We start from the raw sequence: 13,218 nt of genomic DNA, 5'->3' as shown, positions 1-13,218 counted from the left end.
AGAGGGTTTTCGTAGGGCCCTCCCCGGGCCCAAGAGCCCAACCCTCCCGCTGCGTGGGAGGGTGAGGTCGCGCGGTTTCACCGAAAGATTCATGCCGACGTGCTTAGAACAGATCCCGCATCCGCTGGCCCAGCGAACGCGACGAACCGGCCGTGTCTGTCTGGCCTTCGAGGTACGCGACCCAGGCCTGCGGATCGGAGGTGCCCAGATCGGTCTGGCCGGTCACCTGCTGCAACGACTGCATGGCGGCCAGCCGGATCGCCGGGTCGCGGTCCTGCAAAGCCAGCTTCAGAGAATCCTTGGCGACCGGGCCGCCGTGACCGCCCAGGGCACGCAGCGCAGCTTGACGGATGTCCAGGTTGGTCGATTCGCCGGCAACCCGGGCCAAGACGGTCGCGGCTTCCGGCTCGGGACGCTTGCCCAAAATATCGCAGGCGGCCATCCGAACCTTCAAACTATCGTCGTCCAGCCGGCCTTCGACCAGCTCCAGCGCCGCGGCCCCTTCGATGCTTTCCGCCGCTCGCAGGGCCAGGTGTCGCATATCGGGACTGGGGTCGTTGTCGACGATTTTTCCCAAGTGAACCAGCCAACTCGAGCGCTCCGCGGGCGTCATCGACGGCACCGTGCGGACCAATAACTCCAGCTCCTGCTTGCGCTGGTAGTCGGTCGTCCCCAAGGCTTCGTCCTGCTTCCACTGCCGCACGAAGTACGGATTGGCGTGCTTTAGCGCATACAGGGGACCGTCGTGACAACCGGCACACAGCAGGCAGCAGACGGCGACAAGCAGGAACGGCACTCGCAGCATGAATCGGACCTCGTCCAAAGTTTTCGGCTAGGGCGTCCCGGGGGTGTACCAAATCGCGGAGCCCATTTGGTAGAGGGATTCTGCGGCCGTTGACCCAATCTGCGGCCGTTGACCTAAGGTGTCACGCGGCTCTGCGATAACGATCTGTGCAAGGCAACGACGTAGCGGAGCCTGGCCTGTCAGCAATCGAGACTGTCACAAATTGAGACGACAAATCTCAATCCTGGCATTGCTAGCGAGCACGACTCGGCCCCGCTGGACTCAGCGGACGTCGGGAACATCGGCACGATGGCCAGGACAAATCCAGTTATTCCGGTTGTCCGAGAGAAATTAATTATTCCGGCACAGCATTTGTTGCTTGTCCTCGAAATTGTTGGTTGTCCCCCTCAAACCGCTCCGCTGCCGCGGAGGTTGGTAACGAAATTACTTTCAGGAAGGAGTCCGAAGCATGTTGGTTCTCAGTCGAAAAGAAGGCGAACGTTTGGTCATCGGCGACAACGTGGTGATCACGGTCAATCGAATCTCGGGAAACCGAATCACTCTGGGCATCGAAGCCCCGCGGGATGTACGGATCGTTCGCGGCGAACTGCAGCCCAAAGATCAGGCTTCGCCGCTCAGCGGCAAACAGATGGCGTTCATGGAAGTCGACGCGACGCAGCTCGAAGGCTTGGCCAGCTGACGCCCGCCGGCTACGCGGCGTCACCAGGCGTCAAAACGGCGGCTGACGGTGATCCGACCGCCAAAACAGTGCGCGACATCGCGGCCGGGCAGTCGAGGCCGGTCCTGATAGCGTGCTCGGTAGAGATAAGTCGACTCGTCGAGTGACTCGTAATGAGCGGCAAACGGCGTGGGGTCCACGGCACACTCCACCGTCTCCGGCTCGCGGTCCAACTGCGCCGGTAAATTAATATTCGTCAACGATGCCCCGTCGGCCCTGTCGGCTTCGTTGGACTTGTCGGCTTTGGCAGTGGCGGGCCCGGTGGATGCGTCCAGTACCGGCGCGAGCAAACCGTGCAGCCACCGTGGCACGTGCTCCCAGGTGCGGGGGTAGTCCGGATGACGGCAGTGCGAGATCGCGATCGCTCGCCGCCCGCGGAGATACGCTTCTTTTGCCGCAGCAAATGTCCCGCTGACCAACAGATCCGCCCCCAGGTTGCCTCCGTCGTTCACGCCGGAGAGCACCAGAGAGACGTCGGGGACAATTTTTTCCAGGGCCAGACGCACGCAGTCGACCGGGGTCCCGTCGATCGTATAGATGCTCGGAGCCAGCTCCGTGACGCGCAGCGCCCGCCTTGTAGTGACGCTGTGACCACACTCGCTCTGGTTGCGATCCGGCGCGACAACCGAGACGCGGACGCCCGCCGAACGGAAAGGCTGGAGACTTGCCTGCAGGGCGGCCAAACCCGGGGCATCGATGCCATCGTCGTTGGTTAATAAGACATGCATGGCCTCACCGTACCGACTTCCCTGCGGCGGGACCAGCCACGCGGTTTCCTCTCGCCGCTCGCGGCGTGCTCCGCGTGTGGAGGACCCGTCAGTCCAACAGCACGGGACCGTCTTGCAGTTTCATGATCACCACCGCGCGGGTCCCGTCCGGAGCATGCGTGGGCACGCCGCTGCGAGTGTCGGTGGCACCGATCAGAACCCAGCGACCCAGCGGTAGGCGAGCCGTCGTATCGATCACGAGGTTCTGAGCATGGTTGCCCCGCACCTGAATGTCGACCTGCACCCGATTCGCCTCGGTCGTGTTCAACAGCGAAACCGACGTGGACATCTGACCGTACCGAGAGTGGCCGGAGACGCTGGACGGTTTGCCCACGGTGACCACCGCGGCTGCCGAACCGGCGATCACCGTCCGCGAGAACCCCGCTTTCGCCAGTCCTTTGGCCGCCGGGCCATCGTAGGCGCGACGGTTCTGATCGTCCGATTCAATCAAAACCAGGATTTGGTAGTTCAGCTCGATCAGAGGTCCCGCCGAAGACCCCGGTGCCAGTCGTTTGGCGATGGCCTTCATCTTCGCCTCAGCCTGCCGCTTACCTTCGGCGCCGTACTGGAACTGTGCGGTACGTGGCAAACCAGCGTCCGGCTTGGTTTTCGGCTCCGGCGCCCCCGAGCTGTCCTGACCGTTTCCGGCCGTGGCCAGCAGCAAGCAAAGGGCGCAGACGAGGACGGGCGAGCTGCTGAGGGGAATCCGTGGCATGGAAGATACCTGGGCTGGAGCGGTGGCGAGTGTGAGGGTCAGGGCGACGCCGGCCGTTTCCAGCCGCCGCGCCGCCACAGTCTTGACGCTCGCGGCGGGCGTAAGTTCCCGCCTTTCCGGACTCGTAAGCGAGCAGACGGTCCGCGGCCGGGAGACGGATCGCGGCTATTCGGCGGCCCCACGCAGCACGCTTTCCAGGTCACCGAGGATTTCCGCGAACGCTGCTGGCTCGGCGAGCAAGACCGGGTGGTCGAGTGCTAGCAGGCATTCACCCAGCCGCTTGGCGACCGGCAATTCCGCAGGGCGACGACATCGGCGGGGCGAGATGCGGGCCGCGGACCGGTAGCCTGCACGCAGCGGCAGCCCAACCGCCTCGGCCCGAGCAACCGCTCGAGCACGAACGACCGCCGAGGGGGCAAGAAAGGCGAATTTATAGTAGTCCGCGACCAACGCCGGGGCGTCGCTAGCAAAAGCCAAGTTGCGGTATCCAAAATCGACCAGCCGGTCGATCTGCTGTTGAAGCTGCGCTGCGGACCGGCGGCGCCGAGCGGCGAGTTCGGGCAAGCGATCCAGTTGAGGCAGCAGAGCGGCCGCCTGCAGAGCGCTCAAGGGACTGCTATCACTCGGCCGGCGGGCGATCATCTGAGCCCGCTGAGCGAACTGCGAGTCGTTGCATAAAAGAGCGCCACCGTTGCCCGCAGTCAATGTTTTGCTACCGCCAAAGCTAATCAGCCCCACATCCCCCCGGCCGCCCAGAACCCGCGATCCCCCCATCCCATCGTCATGCCGGGACACAGCCCCCGCCACGCGTGCACTGTCCCCACCGCATGCACTGTCCCCGGCGCGTGCACTGTCCCCGGCGCGTGCACTGCCCCCGGCGCGTGCACTGTCCCCACCGCATGCACTGTCCCCGCCGCGTGCACTGTCCCCGGCGCGTGCACTGTCCCCGCCGCGTGCACTGTCCCCGCTGCGTGCACTGTCCCCGCTGCGTGCACTGTCCCCGCCGCATGCACTGTCCCCGGCGAGTGCACTGTCCCCGCCGCGTGCACTGTCCCCGGCGCATGCACTGTCCCCACCGCATGCACTGTCCCCGGCGCGGGCACTGTCCCCGGCGTGTGCTAGCTGGGCGTGCACTGTCCCCAGCGGAGATTCTGTCCCCGGCGGAGATTGGGGAGAGCGGGGCAGGACGACGGGGCAGTGACAGGCGTCTTCGATCAGCAGGATCCCTCGCTGCTGAGCCCAGGGGCGGAAGGCCCCGATGTCGCTGACGTGTCCGTACAGGTGCGATACCACCATCGCTGCGGTTTGCTCCGATGCCGCAGCCATCCAGGCCTGTGGATCGACCACCACGCTGCCCGGACGGCAGTCCACCAATACCGGTCGCAAACCCAGCAACTCCACCGTGCGCAGGTTTCCCGGAAAGTCGTAGGCAGCTAGCAACACCTCCCGACCCGCCGGGATCCTCGCCGCCCGCAGTGCCAACTCCAACGCTCCGGTGCCACTGCTGCACAAATGCACATGCTCGCAGCCGCTCAGGGCTCCCAGTCGCTGTGCTAGCTGCTCGACCACCTCGCTGTGGTAGCGACCCCACTGGCCATCGCGGATCACGCCCTCGATCGAGCGGCGGATCTCAGGCCAATCCGGTGGCCACACGGGCCAACTTGGCAATTCAGGTAACGATGGCAAACCAGGAAAACCGTTGCAGTCAGGATGGGCTTGTAGCCGTTTTTTGCACCGCCTATTATGCCGCGTTTGCTCCCCTCCGACGACCCTCCGGCGTGATCCCCTTGAATTCTCTGCCCCCGTTTGCTGAATCTTTGTTCCTGCGTACCTGCGAACTGGCCTGCTTGCTGGCCCAGGATGCTGGTGCCGCGGGCGATGCGGCTCCGGAGATGAGCCCGGTCCAGCGGATCTTGAACAGCCCTTTCCTGCTGGGCGGTGGCCTGCTGGCGCTCTTTTACATCATGGTCCTGCTGCCCGAGAAACGTAAAAAGCAGCAGGCGGCCGAGAAACTGAGCCAGCTGAAGAAGAATCAACGCGTGATCACCATCGGCGGCATCCACGGCGTGATCGTCTCCGCTCCGGCCGATTCGGACGTGGTCACGATCCGCACCGATGAAAGCGGCTCGAACCGACTGAAAGTCAATCGCTCGGCCATCGCCACGGTCCTCAGCGACGACAAAGCCGAAGCCAAAAAAGAAAAAGAAGCGGATTCCAAATAGCCTCGGCGAGATTCCCCCGGCCAGCGGTCCATTAGAGATGCCAGCGGTCCATTAGAGATGAACGTCACCGCCGGTCCGCGGAACGAATAACAACCTCCCACAGAACCCGAACCTTCCCCCACTCTTTCAATCGTCTGAACCATGATGGATCTCTCCTCTTGTGCCGCGCTCGGCGGCATCCTGGCCGACACGGGCCGGATGGCCCTGACCCAGTTTCTGCTCTTTGCGCAGGAGACCGGTGCGGCGAGCGAAACCACCGAGCCCGGCTTTGACTGGACCAAAGTCGCTTGGTTGGTCGGCATCTTCGCCGTTCTGATCCTGCCCTTTGTCGTCGGCAATTGGCTGGCCAAGCAGTTTCGCACGCCCGCCGAAGGCACGCGATTGGGCTTCATCCTGTTGGCCGTTACGGCGTCGGCCTGCGTGCTCTCGCTGGGCGAGCTGAAGTACGGCGTGGACTTGAGAGGCGGAACCATTTTGCAGTACGAGTTGGATCCGGCGGCGACGCAGGCTCGGGCCGATGCCAACGAACCCAAGATCTCCGCCGAGGCCCTGGTCCCATCGCTGGTCAAACGGATCAACCCCTCGGGCACCCAAGAAATCGTGGTTCGCCCCTACGGTGAAGAACAGATCGAAATCATCATTCCCGAGGTCGACCAATTCGAAGTCGCTCGGATCAAGGGTATCATCGAACAAGCCGGGATCCTGCGTTTTGCCATCGTGGCCAATGGCCGCGATGACGGCGAACTGATCCGTCTGGCGACCGAAAAAGCCGAATTGAGCGGTCCCGAACGGCTGTCCAAAGTCGTCCTGGACAGCAACGGTCGGGCGGCCGGTTTCTGGGCCACCGTGGACCGTGAAGAGAAAGCGACGAAGGCGGGCGTGCGGCCCCTGCGAGTGGCCGTCTCCGGAGCGACCTTGCGCGACAAAGCCACCGGTCGCCTGGTGACCCTGCCGCCCGAGGTAGCCGCCGACAACGAACGCGCGGCGATCTACCTGCAGCAAAACAACATCGAGGAACTGCAGATCCTGATGGCCAACCGCCCGGGACGCAACATCACCGGCGAAGACCTGACGTCCTCCTCGCGCGGCGTCGACGTGGACGGCAGCCCGGCGGTGAATTTCCGCGTCGGCGGCGCCGCGAGCAAACGCTTCTACCGCCTGACGCTGGAGAACAAACCCGATGGCGAATTCAAGCGCCGGCTGGGGATCGTCCTCGATGACGCCCTGCTGAGCGCCCCTTCGATCAACTCGCCGATCTCCGGCGCGGGGATCATCAGCGGCAACTTCACCCGCGAAGAAGTCGATCGCCTGGTCGACATCCTGCAAGCCGGCCAGTTGCCCGCCGCCCTGAACAAACAACCGATCGCCGAAAACCAAATCGGCTCGACCCTCGGCCATGACACGATCACCAAGGGTGTCTGGGCCATCGGTGGCTCGATGCTGTTGGTGCTGATCTTTATCTTCGCCTACTACCGCTTCGCCGGCATCATCGCCTGCTTTGCCCTGGTGCTGAACCTGGTGATGACCCTGGCGGTGATGATTCTGATCAGCCAACCGGTCACTTTGCCGGGATTGGCCGGCCTGGTCTTGACGGTCGGGATGTCGGTCGACGCCAACGTGCTGATCTTCGAGCGGATCCGCGAAGAGCTGAAAAAAGGTGCCGCCGACCGCATGGCGATCCGGAACGGCTTTTCCCGAGCGACGACGACGATTGTCGACGCCAACCTGACGACGCTGATCACGGCCATCGTGCTGTACGCCATCGGTACCGACCAGATCCGCGGCTTTGCCGTGACTTTGATCCTGGGCATCCTGTTCAGTATGTTCACGGCCATCTACATGTCTCGGGCGTTCTTCGACATCGCCGAACGTCGCGGCTTCGTGTCGCTGAAGATGTCCGACCTGATCAACCGCCTGCGTGGCCAGGGCGAAGTCTTCGACTTCATCCGTCTGGGCCGAGTCACCCTGGTGGTGTCGCTGCTGCTGGTCCTGGCCGGTGTGGTCGCGATCTATCAGCGAGGTGCTTCGATCTTCGACATCGACTTCGCCGGCGGTTCCTCGGTGACGTTCCAACTGGAAGAGCCCCTGGCGTCGGAACAAGTTCGCGATTACGTCGAACAAGTGCTGGACATCGATCCGGAGAATCCCACTCAGTTCACGCTTAACAGCGTCGCGATCGATTCGCTGGGAGCCGATTCTCGGCAGATGGTCTACAAGGTCGATACCAATCTGGAAGACGTCAATGAACTGAAAAAGCGGATCCGTGACGGCTTCAGCGAGATCGAAGAAATCAACCTCGTCACCTACCAGGTCGAAGTCGCCGATGGCACGCTGAACCGTCCCGCCGCCGACACCACCTCGGTGATCATGGCCGCGCCCGCGACCCGCCTGGTCGCCGCCCGGCCTCAGGAAGAAGCTCCGGCCGAAGGCGACCCCGCCCCGGCCCAGGACAGCGTGGCAGAAGTCACCCCCGCCGACGAAGCCTCGACCGACGAAGCTGACGCCGACGCCGATGCCGATGCCGACGCCGACGCCGACGCCGACGCCGAAGCCGATGCTCCGGCCGACGCTGCCGACGCAGCGGCCGAGGGCCAGGCGACCATGCCCCCCGAAAACGCGGACGCCGAAGCTGCCAGCCCGGCGGCTCCGGTCGGCGTTTTGGCTCCCGAGCAACCGGCCGCTCCCAGCCCGTTTCTGGCCCACGTCCAGCTGGGGGTCGAAGGCGACCAGGACGCCAACACGGCTCAGGTGCAAGCCGACGTGTTAACGCGCCGCATCATCGAAGCCGCCGAAGCGGTCGGCGTGACCTTGGACGAAGCGGCGATCGCTTTGGAACCGCTGGGCGAAGGTGCCGAACAGTGGACGCCCGATTCGGCCCTGACCTTCAGCGACTGGAACATCCGCCTGAGCACCGACCGTGAGGAAGGCATGCTGGTGACCGCCCAGTTGAAAAAATCGCTGGGCAACGATCCGATCTGGATCAGCAGCAGCAGCATCGGCGGTCGCGTCGCCGACGACATGGTGCGACGCGCCTCGTTGGCCCTGTTCGCCAGCTTGCTGTGCATCATCGGTTACATCTGGTTCCGCTTCCAACGCGTGATGTACGGCTTGGCCGCCGTGGTGGCCCTGGTTCACGATGTGTTGATCACCCTGGGTGCGATCGCCGTCAGCTGGTGGGTTGCCGACGCGCTTGGATTCCTGTTGATCGACCGCTTTAAGATCAGCCTAACGGTTGTGGCCGCGTTGCTGACGATCATCGGTTACTCCTTGAACGATACGATCGTGGTCTTTGACCGCATTCGTGAGACCAAGGGCAAGAGTCCTCGACTGACGCCGGACATGGTCAACTTCAGCATCAGCCAGACGCTCAGCCGAACGTTGCTGACCTCGTTGACGACGCTGTTCGTGGTGGCCGTGCTGTACGCCTTCGGCGGCGAAGGCATTCACGCCTTTGCATTTGCCCTGGTGATCGGCGTGATGGTCGGTACGTACAGTTCGATCTTTGTCGCCAGCCCGGTATTGCTGTGGATGATCCAACGCAACCAACCGGCCGCTCGGCACTCATAACCCTTAGGAACGCAGTGGCCAATACGCCAATACGACACGTCGCAAAGAGGCCGGCAGGATGTTGAAGGACCGCCTGCTGTCTTCGGTCGTCCTGTTGTCGGTCGTGGGCCTCCTGCTGTGGCTGGACCTGCGCTACCCGTTGTGGGGCGTGGGCGGCCTGTGGCTGTTGCCACTGTTGTTGGCTTTAACGATCGGAACGGCGGCCGACATCTGCCGTTTGCTGCAGGGCGCGAACCGCCTGGTCGATTCCCGGGTCACAATCCTGGCCGCCGTGGTCGTTCCGGTGTTTGCCTGTGTTCCCTACCTCTGGGAAGTCCAGGCGCTAGACTACCCGGCGGATTGTCCGGTGGGCCGCTTGGGCTGGGTTGCCGTGGGCGCCTTTGCGGCGATCGCGATCGTGTTGGTGGCCGAAATGCGTCGCTATGGACGCGGCCCCGCCGGGGCGATCGACCGTGTCCAAGCGGGCGTATTCGTGGCCCTTTACACAGGTCTGCCGATGGCCATGCTGGTCGCAGTCCGCAACCTCCACGGCGACGGCTGGGGACTGGCGGCCCTGATCACCCTGATCGCGGCGACCAAGTCCTGCGACGCCGGGGCTTACGGATCCGGCAAACTGCTGGGGCGACACAAATTAATTCCCCGGCTCAGTCCCGGAAAAACCTGGGAAGGCGCCATCGGCGGCGTGCTGCTGTCGGTGGTGGTGGCCTATGGATGTGTCCACTTCCTGTTCCCGGCGATGGGAGCTAAACTTTTTGCCAGCCCCCCATGGTGGGGCCCCGGCGTTCTCGGTGCGGTGTGTGCCCTGTCGGGAATGGCGGGGGATTTGGCCGAATCCTTGATCAAACGCGACACCGGTGCCAAGGACAGCGGCACGACCTTGCCGGGTTTGGGAGGGGTCTGGGATGTGACCGATTCGTTGATTGCCGCGTCCGTCCCGGGCTTTTTGTGCTTTGCCGCGGGATTGGCCGGAACGTAGCTTGCCGACTGGAAAGCACCCTATAATTGCGTAACGCCCGTTACTGTCCTTCACCCTGTCTAGGTTTATGACCGAAGCCACTCTGCCCGGCACCCAACCCGACGAACTGCTGAATATCTTCGGTCCGCGTGACCAGAACCTGAAGATGTTGCGACGCATGTTTGACGTTTCGATCACGCATCGCGATGGTCGCATCCGTATCCAGGGTGAATCGGAGGACGTGAAAAAGGCCACCCGCGTGCTGGAGCAGCTGCGGGCGCTGGCTCAGCGCCGGGGGATGCTGTCGATTGAAGAGATCGAAGCGGTCGCGCAAGGCGAAGCGTTACCGCCGGTCATCCGGGCGCTGCCGCAGGGCAACGGCAACGCATCGAAGCGTCCCGCCGGTGCTCAAGGCGAGGTGGACATCCAACACGTGGGCCGCCGCGTCAAACCGCGAACCCGCGGCCAGGCGGCCTACATCGACGCGATTCGCGAACACGACCTAACCTTCTGTATCGGCCCGGCCGGCACGGGTAAAACGTTCTTGGCCGTGGCCACGGCGGTCGAAGCCTTGAAGAGTCAACGCGTCCGCAAGATCGTGCTGGTGCGTCCGGCGGTGGAAGCCGGCGAGAGTCTGGGATTCCTGCCCGGGGACTTGCGAGCCAAACTGAACCCGTACCTGCGTCCGTTGCTCGACGCGCTCAGCGAGATGATCGACTTCGACCAGACCCGCAGCCTGATGGAGGCGGACGTGATCGAAGTGATCCCGCTGGCGTACATGCGCGGCCGAACCCTCAACAATGCCTTCATCATTTTAGACGAAGCTCAGAACACGACCGTCGCCCAGATGAAAATGTTCCTGACCCGCATGGGTGAGGGCAGCCGGATGGTCGTCTCGGGCGACATCACCCAGTTGGACCTGCCGCGGGGGGTGACAAGCGGCTTGTCCGACGCGTTGCGACGGCTCTCGTCGATTCCGTCGATCGGGGTGGTTAAACTGGGCAGCAGTGATATCGTTCGTCATCAATTGGTGCAGAAAATCGTCAACGCGTACGAGGAACACGAGAGCAAAGCTTAGCGAGCGCTCGCAACTTGTTCGTCTGCCATGAACGGCAATCCCCCCAAACGCACCCGATCCGAACGCGCCCAGTCGCTAGGCACCCAGCCGCCACGACTGCGTCAGTGGTTGCATGACTTCTTCGACTTGGCGGTCTGGACACGGCTGTCGATCGCGGCCGCGGCGGCCCTGTTGATGCTGTTGGTCTGCCAGACCTGGAAGCCGCCGTTTGCCTACCGCATCGGCTTCATCCCGCCGCGAGACATGGTCGCGCGAGTGGACTTTGAGTTTCCCGACATCAACGGCACCCAACTGGCCCAGGCCCGCAAGCGTGCCGAAGTCGTCACCTACTACCGCAACGACAGCCAACCACTGGACCAGTTGCGCGAGACGCTGAAGAACCAGTTGTTCGTGATCCTCGACGCCGCGTCGCACGAACAGATGACGCCCGAACAGCGGCAGGTGTTCGAAGATTTCTGGCTGGGCGACGAAACCTCCGACGAATCGGCGTCGGCGGCCGCCCAGTTCGCGGCATTAAAATCTTCGCTGGCCACCGATTCGGGGCTGACCGCCTTGGATGCCGCGGTGAAACTGGCGATGGCCGACATGTACGCCCATGGCTTGCTGCAGGTGCCAGCCCACAAGATCGACGAGGGCAATCAACGCGTCCTGTACGTCTATCCGGTCGGTCGCCCGGAGGCCGCCGAACAGATCGAGGTCTCGGCGGTGCGGATCGCCGAAGCCCGCGAACAACTGGCCTCGGAACTGGACGACAGCTTTCGCTCGAAATTCGCCGAGAACAGCGAGCGGTATCAGACGGCCGCCAAGATGGTCACGCACTGGCTGCAGGAGCGCTTGCCGGTCACCTTGATCTACGATGCCGTCCGCAGCGAGCAGGCTCGGGAACAAGCCGCGCGCGAAGTCGGTACGGTGATGACGCCCTATCGCAGCGGGATCACGCCGATCGCCAAGGCCGGCAGTCCGATCGAGGCCGCCGAACTGGAATTGCTCCGCGCCGAATGGTCGGTGCTGACCGACCAGATGAGCTGGGGCGATCGGCTGCTGCGAATGGGTGCCTACCTGGGCATGATCATCGCCCTGTACCTGCTGTGCGGCTGCTACATCTACTTCATCGACGACCGCCAACTGCTGACCGATCCCTACAGGCTGTCTCTGCTGTTGGGATTCATGGTCATGATCGTGGCCTTCTGCCACTGGACCGCTCGCGAACAATGGCAAGCCACGACGATCCCGTTGGTCATCGGCGCGATCACCGCGGCGGTGGTCTACGGCCGTGAACTGGCGCTGCTGCTGTTGGCATCGGTGTGTTTGGCCGTCACCTTGTTCAACGGCAGCGACCTGGCGGACCTGGTCAGCTTGGCCGCCGCAGCGACCAGTTGCATCCTCCTGCTTGGACGCCTCCGCAGCCGCACGCGGCTGTTGTATCTGGGCGTTTCGGTGGCGGCGGTCGTGGCCGCAACCGTGGTCGGCGTGGGCATCGTTACCGGTCAGAGCCTGTCGGCCGGAAACGCCGGTCCCGGCCAGGAAGCCCTGATACGTTCGACACACCTGGACGATCTGCTGGGGACCCTGTTTCGCGAAGCGGTGTGGGTGGGCGGATGCGTGATCGTTTCCTGCCTGTCGATGACCGGGCTGTTACCGTTGGTCGAACGCGTCTTCGGCGTCCAGACCGACCTCAGCTTGCTGGAACTGGGCGACGCCGGGCATCCGCTGCTGCGTCAATTGGCCCAGCGTGCACCGGGCACCTACAACCATTCGATTAACGTCGCCTCGATCGGCGAAGCGGCCGCCGACGCGATCGGTGCCAACGGCTTGTTGGTCCGCGTGGGCGCCTACTTCCACGATATCGGCAAGATGTTCAAGCCGAATTATTTTATCGAAAACCAAGGCCAGGGTCCCAACCAACACGACTCGCTGCAACCGGCGATGAGTACGTTGGTGATCATCGCGCACGTGAAAGACGGCGCGGACCTGGCCCGCACCCATCACCTGCCCGAACCGATCATCGACTTCATCCTCCAGCACCACGGCACCACGCTGGTCGAGTACTTCTACCGCGAAGCGGCCAAGCGGAGCGAGGAGGATCCCAACGGCGAAGAGGTCTCCGACAAGGACTTCCGCTATCCGGGTCCCAAACCGCAAACGCTCGAAGCCGCCGTGATGATGCTGGCCGATACGGTCGAAAGCGCCAGCCGAACGTTGGTCGATCCGACGCCGGCGCGAATCAAAAGCTTGGTCGATGCCATCGCGATGAAGAAATTAAGTGATGGCCAATTCGATGAATGCGGGCTAACGTTGTTACAACTGGATCGCATCAAGCAGAGTCTCGTCAAGTCGCTGACGGCGATCTACCATGCTCGCGTCAAATACCCCGGTCAACAATCCGCCTAA

Annotated in this window: 10 protein-coding genes; 6 read left to right on the top strand and 4 right to left on the bottom strand. The window is 63.3% G+C overall.

Translation table 11 applies throughout. From position 1 onward, the window contains the following. Nucleotides 1-103: 103 nt before the first annotated feature. Nucleotides 104-823: a HEAT repeat domain-containing protein gene (locus tag GE027_RS12400; RefSeq protein ID WP_153557516.1), complete on the bottom strand. Its 720-nt coding sequence runs from the start codon at nucleotides 821-823 to the stop codon at nucleotides 104-106. 430 nt (nucleotides 824-1,253) lie between these two features. Between GE027_RS12400 and GE027_RS12395 the strand changes: the two genes are divergently transcribed. Then, nucleotides 1,254-1,484, top strand: coding sequence for a carbon storage regulator (locus GE027_RS12395; protein ID WP_153557515.1), 231 nt, complete (start codon nucleotides 1,254-1,256; stop codon nucleotides 1,482-1,484). Nucleotides 1,485-1,504: 20 nt separating this feature from the next. On the opposite strand, the gene surE is transcribed toward GE027_RS12395, so the two are convergent. The 3 genes from surE to GE027_RS12380 form a co-directional block, all read right to left on the bottom strand. Next, nucleotides 1,505-2,251: a 5'/3'-nucleotidase SurE gene (gene surE, locus GE027_RS12390; protein WP_153557514.1), complete on the bottom strand. Its 747-nt coding sequence runs from the start codon at nucleotides 2,249-2,251 to the stop codon at nucleotides 1,505-1,507. A gap of 88 nt (nucleotides 2,252-2,339) precedes the next feature. Further along, nucleotides 2,340-3,005, bottom strand: coding sequence for a hypothetical protein (locus GE027_RS12385; RefSeq protein WP_153557513.1), 666 nt, complete (start codon nucleotides 3,003-3,005; stop codon nucleotides 2,340-2,342). A 165-nt stretch (nucleotides 3,006-3,170) separates the two neighbouring features. Then, a complete protein-coding gene (locus GE027_RS12380; RefSeq protein WP_153557512.1) occupies nucleotides 3,171-4,673 on the bottom strand; it encodes a DegT/DnrJ/EryC1/StrS family aminotransferase in 1,503 nt (500 codons plus the stop codon). A gap of 119 nt (nucleotides 4,674-4,792) precedes the next feature. Here GE027_RS12380 and yajC point away from each other — a divergent pair, with 119 nt between their 5' ends. From yajC to GE027_RS12355, 5 genes are all read left to right on the top strand, one after another. Beyond that, complete coding sequence (yajC, locus tag GE027_RS12375; RefSeq protein WP_162006706.1) at nucleotides 4,793-5,227, top strand: preprotein translocase subunit YajC; 435 nt, start codon at nucleotides 4,793-4,795, stop codon at nucleotides 5,225-5,227. Nucleotides 5,228-5,368: 141 nt separating this feature from the next. Next, nucleotides 5,369-8,794 carry a protein translocase subunit SecD gene (gene secD / locus GE027_RS12370; RefSeq protein ID WP_153557510.1) on the top strand — a complete coding sequence of 1,142 codons (3,426 nt, stop codon included), beginning with the start codon at nucleotides 5,369-5,371 and terminating at the stop codon, nucleotides 8,792-8,794. 58 nt (nucleotides 8,795-8,852) lie between these two features. Beyond that, nucleotides 8,853-9,770 (top strand): phosphatidate cytidylyltransferase, encoded by a 918-nt coding sequence (locus GE027_RS12365; RefSeq protein ID WP_153557509.1) that lies wholly within the window; start codon nucleotides 8,853-8,855, stop codon nucleotides 9,768-9,770. A gap of 67 nt (nucleotides 9,771-9,837) precedes the next feature. After that, nucleotides 9,838-10,827, top strand: a complete 990-nt coding sequence (locus GE027_RS12360) for a PhoH family protein (RefSeq protein WP_153557508.1) — start codon at nucleotides 9,838-9,840, stop codon at nucleotides 10,825-10,827. A 27-nt stretch (nucleotides 10,828-10,854) separates the two neighbouring features. Further along, nucleotides 10,855-13,218: an HD family phosphohydrolase gene (locus GE027_RS12355; RefSeq protein ID WP_153557507.1), complete on the top strand. Its 2,364-nt coding sequence runs from the start codon at nucleotides 10,855-10,857 to the stop codon at nucleotides 13,216-13,218.

Origin of the sequence: Roseimaritima sediminicola (assembly GCF_009618275.1) — a bacterium.
Taxonomy (GTDB): Bacteria; Planctomycetota; Planctomycetia; order Pirellulales; family Pirellulaceae; genus Roseimaritima; species Roseimaritima sediminicola.
Note: the sequence above shows the minus strand (reverse complement) of the source record. Positions and strands in the feature narration are given on the sequence as shown.

Coding starts and splice junctions, on each gene's coding strand:
- GE027_RS12355 (WP_153557507.1), top strand. CDS start 10,855: ATGAACGGCAATCCCCCCAAACGCACCCGATCCGAACGCGCCCAGTCG.
- surE (WP_153557514.1), bottom strand. CDS start 2,251: ATGCATGTCTTATTAACCAACGACGATGGCATCGATGCCCCGGGTTTG.
- GE027_RS12365 (WP_153557509.1), top strand. CDS start 8,853: ATGTTGAAGGACCGCCTGCTGTCTTCGGTCGTCCTGTTGTCGGTCGTG.
- secD (WP_153557510.1), top strand. CDS start 5,369: ATGATGGATCTCTCCTCTTGTGCCGCGCTCGGCGGCATCCTGGCCGAC.
- GE027_RS12360 (WP_153557508.1), top strand. CDS start 9,838: ATGACCGAAGCCACTCTGCCCGGCACCCAACCCGACGAACTGCTGAAT.
- GE027_RS12385 (WP_153557513.1), bottom strand. CDS start 3,005: ATGCCACGGATTCCCCTCAGCAGCTCGCCCGTCCTCGTCTGCGCCCTT.
- GE027_RS12395 (WP_153557515.1), top strand. CDS start 1,254: ATGTTGGTTCTCAGTCGAAAAGAAGGCGAACGTTTGGTCATCGGCGAC.